7 protein-coding genes are annotated in these 6412 nt (G+C 57.8%); 2 read left to right on the forward strand and 5 right to left on the reverse strand.

Features of this window, described 5'->3' with window-relative positions; genetic code table 11:
* The coding region (locus M0974_RS08165) for an SDR family oxidoreductase (protein ID WP_297835113.1) at window positions 1–493 on the forward strand (493 nt) is incomplete at its 5' end.
* A gap of 70 nt (window positions 494–563) precedes the next feature.
* Here the strand turns inward: M0974_RS08165 and M0974_RS08170 are convergent.
* From M0974_RS08170 to M0974_RS08185, 4 genes are all read right to left on the reverse strand, one after another.
* Entirely contained in the window at window positions 564–1364 is an 801-nt protein-coding gene (locus tag M0974_RS08170) for an SDR family NAD(P)-dependent oxidoreductase (RefSeq protein WP_297835116.1), read from the reverse strand.
* A 96-nt stretch (window positions 1365–1460) separates the two neighbouring features.
* Complete coding sequence (locus M0974_RS08175; protein ID WP_297835119.1) at window positions 1461–2603, reverse strand: AraC family transcriptional regulator; 1143 nt, start codon at window positions 2601–2603, stop codon at window positions 1461–1463.
* Window positions 2604–3162: 559 nt separating this feature from the next.
* Entirely contained in the window at window positions 3163–3690 is a 528-nt protein-coding gene (locus M0974_RS08180) for an NAD(P)-binding domain-containing protein (protein WP_297835121.1), read from the reverse strand.
* Between the two features lie 126 nt (window positions 3691–3816).
* Window positions 3817–4803, reverse strand: coding sequence for an aminotransferase class IV (locus M0974_RS08185; RefSeq protein WP_297835125.1), 987 nt, complete (start codon window positions 4801–4803; stop codon window positions 3817–3819).
* Between the two features lie 289 nt (window positions 4804–5092).
* Between M0974_RS08185 and M0974_RS08190 the strand changes: the two genes are divergently transcribed.
* Entirely contained in the window at window positions 5093–5965 is an 873-nt protein-coding gene (locus M0974_RS08190; RefSeq protein WP_297835128.1) for an NAD(P)-binding domain-containing protein, read from the forward strand.
* A 141-nt stretch (window positions 5966–6106) separates the two neighbouring features.
* On the opposite strand, the gene M0974_RS08195 is transcribed toward M0974_RS08190, so the two are convergent.
* Window positions 6107–6412 (reverse strand): AraC family transcriptional regulator (locus tag M0974_RS08195; RefSeq protein WP_297835131.1); only part of this gene is annotated, 306 nt, incomplete at its 5' end.

Genomic DNA, 6412 nt, shown 5'->3' on the forward strand with positions numbered 1-6412 from the left:
CGCGGGTGTGGGCGGTGCGGTCAAGGCGCTTGAGGTGACCGAGCAGGACTGGAGCACCATGATTTCCACCAACCTCGACGGTGTCTGGCGCGTGGCGCAATGTGCCGCGCAGCGCATGGCTAAGGAGGGGAAGGGCGGCAGCATCGTCAATATTGCCTCCATCCTTGGCGAACGCGTGGGTACAGGTTTGAGTCACTACTGCGCGGCCAAGGCCGGGGTGTTGCAGTTGACCAAGGCACTGGCCCTGGAATTCGCCCGTTATGACATCCGGGTCAATGCCATTGCGCCTGGGTATTTCCAGACCGAAATGAATGACAGTTTCTTCACTTCGGAAAAAGGCCAGGCTTACATCAAGGCGGCGGTGCCGATGCGCAAACTAGGCCAGTTGGAGCAACTGAATGGCCCGCTGTTGTTGCTTACCAGCGCTGCGGGCAGTTTCATGACGGGGGCAACGTTGGCGGTGGACGGTGGGCATCTGGTCAGTTCACTGTGACCTTGTTCGCTCGTGTGGCTTGAATGCCTGGCGTATAAGCGCCAGGCATTAGCCTGTTTACTCCAGAAGATCAGACCGAGTAACGGGAAAGGGTTTCACCACCGTCGATGCGCACCAGTGCACCATGGATGTAGCTGGAGCGCTCAGAGGCGAGGAATACGGATAGATCGGCGATATCGTGGATTTCCCCCCAGCGTTTGAGCGGGATGCTTTCACTGAAGTCATCGACATACCCTGGCTGTTCCATCAAGGCGCGAGTCAGAGCGGTTTTGGCATACGTTGGGCAGATGCCGTTGACGCGAATCCCTTCATGACCATATTCGATGGCCAGGCAGCGGGTCATGTTGGCTTGCGCAGCCTTGGATATGTTGTACACCGACTGCCAGGGATGGCCGCCCAGCCCGGCAGTCGAGACAATATTGATGATGTTGCCGCCACCGCCCTGATGCAGGAAGGCTCTGACCGCCGCTTGAGCGCCGAAGAAGGTGCCCTTGACGTTGACGTTCATGCACAGGTCCAGGTCTTCTTCGCTGAACTCGTGGATCAGCTTGCCGTCACGATAAACTCCGGCGTTGTTGATCATGATATCGATTCGACCGAACTGCTCAATGGCGACGGCCACCAGGGCGGTCAGGTCGGCGCTGCGAGTCACGTCGCAACGCTGGAACAGCGCTTCGCCGCCACGTTGAGTAATCAGCTCGGCGGTGGTCAGTTCGGGCTGTTCATCGAAGCCGTTGGGGTTGCTTGTCTCACTGATGTCACCAATGACCAGCCGTGCGCCTTCTTCCGCCAACTTCAGTGCGATACCACGGCCGAGCCCGGTGCTCGCGCCGGTGATCACGACGACTTTTCCAGCCAGTTTCATATCCATCAATGAGTTCCTTATAGGGGATGACGCTTGATTGAAAAACGCCACCGTCGCGCTTTTTCGTGGGGGCGCGCGATGGCGGTGCGTGGGCCGCTGTCATCAACCGATGGCGGCCATGCTCTTGTCGGCCCAGACCGCAGACGAGTGCTGAATCTGTGCGACACCGCTCTTGCCCTGACCGAATCGCAAGGCATATTTTCCGCCGTTGTTGAGTACCCGATATTCGCGTGGTGAGCGCCCGGTCCAGCGCTTGAAGGCGTGGCGAAAATTCGCTGCGTCGCTGTAGTTCAGCTGCTCGGAGATAGCTTCGGTGGTCATTGGCGTGTTCAACAGGTAACGAATGGCCAACTTCTTGCGCACTTCCACCAGCAAGGAATTGTAGGAGGTGCCCAGGGCATCGAGGCGCCTGCGCAGCGTGCGCGGCGACAGGTGCAAGCGCTCGGCGATGTCCGACAACGAGGCGATACAGTGCCCCGAACTGAGTAGCAGATTTTGCACCTGATGGCTGAGGTCATATTTCTGGATGATGTCGCGTATTTGCGTCTGGCAAGTGACCTTGCAATTGGCATGGGTGATGCTATTTGCTTGAGCCAAGTTGCTGTCCAACCAATGCGCAGCGAAGCGGATTGCTGTGCGCCTGCAGTTGAAGCGCACCTCCACGCCAAGGCTAGCGCTGACGTTGGCCTGCTCCTCGGCCGAGGCGTCGATGCTCAAGTCAACGCCTTGGCACTTGAATCCGAGCCCTAGGACGTCTTGCAGCAGCGTGATCAGTTTGGATATTTCCAGGTAATACCAGAAACCTTTTTGCGCGTCGTTCAGGCCGTATTGATCGCTGAGTTCCAGACGCGCTATGTCGTCCACGTCAGTTACCTGCAGGGCCATCTTGAGATTCATCAGCAGGCCGAACTGGCTGGCGACCACCAACGCTTCGCGCAATGTCGCGCTGCTAAGCAGGGCGAAGCCGGCAATGCCATAGGACGTCAGGTGCAGGCGCTTACCTACCTCCAGGCCGAGCAACGGGTTGTTGGCGTGTTGATTAAACGCGGCATGAATCTGCGCATGCTGATTGAGAGAAATCCTGCTGAGCGGATTGCTCAGCTCGGACAGCGTCATGCCCCCGGCTGCCAGGCATTCACTCACCTGACGCTCGTCACTGGCGGTGACGCTGACGGCGGCCAGGATCTCTGCCGTCGAAAAAATCTTGTCGTCGAAAGTAATCGGTGTTGTTTCGCTTAGTCCCATCGTCCCGCCCTCACAGCGATAACCACGCAAATTGACCGCGCAGCAAGGCGCAATCGCAAAGAGATATCCGCGTCGATCTATTCCAGATTCAACACATTGGCTTGGGCAGGCCGGGGAGTTTCATGCACAGGCGGGGGATCGCATTGCGATGCCCTGCCGATGCAAACGGATGGGGTAAAGCCAGCAAAATCGGATGTGGCTGGGCGTTGCATTGCAACGACTCCATAACGGGTCTTTGACCTCATTTTTTATCTCCTGACCTTTCGGGACCGGCATGCGGAACCCTGTTGTTATTGGTCTATCAGGTAGGGATTGCGCTCGCACGCAGGGCCTAGAAAAACACGTTATGGTTAACTAGGTCATACGACCGATTAAATACGGTCGCTTGACCTAGGTCAAGTGGCAGATGAGCATCTTGCGTAAAAAACTCACAGAGGGGAGGGTGAGTTCTTTGCGTGTGGTCCGAAGAGGGGTCAGTAAGAAGGGCGCACTGCGCAGAGGGCGGAATCGAGACTCGGTGGTGCGTGTCAGCACCGGTGGGCGGGGGCGTAATTACCGATCAATGCTCTAGCGTCGCGCCGCAGTCGGTACCGAGGTAGGTGAGGGACGATCCCAAGGTCCGACACAGCAGCTTGAGCCTTTCATAGGCCCGTCGCGGCCCGGCACATACCAATTCGCAGTCGTTTTGCCCAATGCTGTCGGCCTCGCCCGTCAGGCTGATTTCCAGGTAGTCGATGTGCTCGCTGCGGGCCCATTCGCCCATCGAGCGAGCAGAGGCCGCCGGGCGGGTCTGCGAGGTGTTGAAGCTGATGAGCGCCTTGCCATGCAGTCCGAATGTGGCCTCAGGGCTGCACAGGCGTGCATTCATCAGCAATTGATCGGGGAAGCAGGTGATCACGACGTCGCAGCTGTCGATCGCCTGTTCGAGGTTGCGCAGCAAGCGAAAACCTTCGCAGGGCGCTACCAAGTTGTGGCGCAGAGGATCCAGCCCGGTAACTTCAAAGCCTTGTTGCGCCAAGGTGCGGGCAATGCTGCTGCCGAAATGATCCAAGCCGATGATGGCGACACGTTTAGGTGCAGTAGTCATGGAAAAACGCTCATTGGCTAGAGAGGATTCAAGGTTGCATGGCGCTGAAAAGCGAGGCGATATCCAACTCGTCCATGGAGGAATAAGCTGCGGTGACCTGCACGGTCACCGCACCATAAGGTTCGACTAGACCTTTGCTGGAGTGCTGAAGTCTACGGCGGTGCCAAGCCAGCCGTCCCAACGCTTGGTCCAGTACAGGTTGTGCAATTGAGTGGTCAGTGCACCAGGCCCCGCCTCGTCACCCAACACGTTGTCGTCAACGCTATTGATGGGCATGACACCACCGGCGGTGGACGTCAAGAAGGCCTCGTCGGCATTCAGAAGTTGCTCGGCATGGACACGCTCAACACGCACCGGCAGGCCGATTTCCTTGGCCAGGTCCAGTGTGGTTTTGCGCGTTATGCCTTCCAGGCAGCCGGAGTCTGGGGTGAACAGCACGCCGTCCTTGATCAGGAAAATGTTCGAGCCTGGGGCCTCGGTCAGGTAGCCGTCGGCGTCACACAATACCGACCAGTCTTTTTTCGCTGCACCGGCTTCGAAGAGCGAAAGCTTGAGGTCCATCCAGTGGAAGTTCTTGGCGGTAGGATCGACCGCTTTGGGTGGAATGCGGATGTATTGCTTGCTCACCAGCAGATCGATTCCGCGGCTGCGTTGCTCATCGCCGGAAATGAAAACATACGGGACGACGAACGCGTAGAAGCGGTTTTCATAAGCTTTGGGGTTGATGCGCTCGTCGCCGTCGGGCATGAAGCCGCGGGTCACTGCCCACCAGACGTAGGCCTCTTTGGTGCCTGCTTGCTTGATCAGGTTTTCAAGGATCTCGGCGGTTTGCGCTTTGGTGTAAGGGTTGGTCAGCTGGAACTTTCTGCAGGCGCCTTCAAAGCGCTCCAGATGATCTTCGAGCCGGAACAGGTAGCCTTTACTGACGCTGACCACGTCATAACAGGCGTCTGCCTGCGTGAAGCCAATATCTGACATCGGGATGGCCGCGTTATCCAGATCTACATAGGTGCCATGGATGAAAGCGGATCCGTGCCCGTACTTGGGGTCGTGCGCCACCCGTGCGTGAGCCGGGTCGTTCAACATGATGTGGCCTGCCTGGATGATGCTCATCGGTCGCTCTCTCTCACTCTGTGGAATGGGGTGCCTACGGCGTTCTGCCTCGGCACTATTGCCGTTGGGCTTATCTTAGGGGGGGATGGTCGCCGCCAACAGGTGAGCATGGGCCAACTTACCAAGGTGATGCGGCCAGCTTCGATGGCCATCCGGATGACCTCGCGAGTGTCCCGTCAGGGTTACTTTGTTGGCCTGAAATCACCTTTTTCGCCAGTCATGGGATGCCTAAAGTATTGGCTACCCGGCGCATTGTCGCCGATGCACACCATTGAGAAAGGGAGCCAGCATGAAATACTCAAACGTGACGTTTATCGGTCTGGGACAAATGGGGGCTGCGCTGGTACCGCCTTTTATTGGCGCCGGTTTGCAAGTCACTGTCTGGAATCGCTCGGCGGCCAAGGCTGAGCCACTGGTGGCGCTGGGCGCCACCGCGGCGGCAGATTTTGCCGATGCGATCAAGGCTTCCGAACTCATCATTGTTTGCCTGGCGGATTACGCCACCAGTAATGCGCTGTTTCATCGGGATGAAATAACCCCCTTGCTCAAAGGCAAGACGGTCGTCCAGTTCACTACTGGTGATGGCAAGGAAGCCGAAGCCGGAGCGCAGTGGGCTGCCGAGATTGGCGTCAACTATATGGACGGCGCGATCATGGATTACCCGACCAAGGTCGGCGGTCCGGAGTGCATGCTCCTTGTCTCGGGCCACGAGGCGGTCTGGCGCAGTTGTGCGCAGGAGATGAAGCTGCTTGGCGGGCGCATGACCTATGTGGGGGAGAAGCCGGCCTCGGCGAATCTGCTCGATGGCAGCCTGTTGACGATGTACTACGGTAATACCTTCGCACTGATGCAAAGCGCGGCGATGCTGCAGGCCGAACAGATAGATATCAAGGATTTCTCGACCGCTCTGGCGGCGTTCAAGCCGGTCATCGAAAGTACCTGGAAGCGCACTATCGAGGCCATCGATCGCCAGAATTACTCGGGTAACGAGGCGTCGATTCATGTCCATTCGCTGGGCGTCCAGTCGCTGCTAAAGCGGGCCAAGAATGCCGGCGTGGAGCACGGGCTGCTGCGGCTGTTTTCCGACTACGTCGACAAAACAGCGGCCAGTGGGCACGAAGCCGATGAGCTGCCTTCCGTGTACGAGGTGTTTCGTCCCTGAAGACATTGTTTGTCAGTCGGCAGTAACCGCCGTATATGGAACCATCTATACGGCGGTGTGAGAGGACGGCGGGGATAACCCCGCCTCTCACCAAACAACACAAAACTATTTGAATTTTAATTTGCAGGAGATTGCGTGGGCTTACGCGTGGGCTTGCGCCATTGCACCGGCGTTCGCGCTTGGGCCTGCCAATGTATAAGTCGGAGCAATCCCCCAGTCGATCTCGCGGTTCTGTGAGCGAAATGCCCGCGGTGCGGTTCCGGTCCAGCGCTTGAATGCATGGCGAAAATTGGCCGCGTCGCTGTAACTGAGCTTTTCGGAGATGGCCTCGGTGGTCAACGGCGTATCGAGCAAATAGCGGATGGCTAATTTTTTGCGGACGTCTTCCAGAATCTGGTTGTAGGAGCTGCCAATCGCTTCGAGTTTGCGGCGCAGCGTGCGCGGCGA

It is taken from the genome of Pseudomonas sp. (assembly GCF_026224925.1).
Classification (GTDB): Bacteria; Pseudomonadota; Gammaproteobacteria; order Pseudomonadales; family Pseudomonadaceae; genus Aquipseudomonas.

Coding starts and splice junctions, on each gene's coding strand:
- M0974_RS08170 (WP_297835116.1), bottom strand. CDS start 1,364: ATGGATATGAAACTGGCTGGAAAAGTCGTCGTGATCACCGGCGCGAGC.
- M0974_RS08175 (WP_297835119.1), bottom strand. CDS start 2,603: ATGGGACTAAGCGAAACAACACCGATTACTTTCGACGACAAGATTTTT.
- M0974_RS08180 (WP_297835121.1), bottom strand. CDS start 3,690: ATGACTACTGCACCTAAACGTGTCGCCATCATCGGCTTGGATCATTTC.
- M0974_RS08185 (WP_297835125.1), bottom strand. CDS start 4,803: ATGAGCATCATCCAGGCAGGCCACATCATGTTGAACGACCCGGCTCAC.
- M0974_RS08190 (WP_297835128.1), top strand. CDS start 5,093: ATGAAATACTCAAACGTGACGTTTATCGGTCTGGGACAAATGGGGGCT.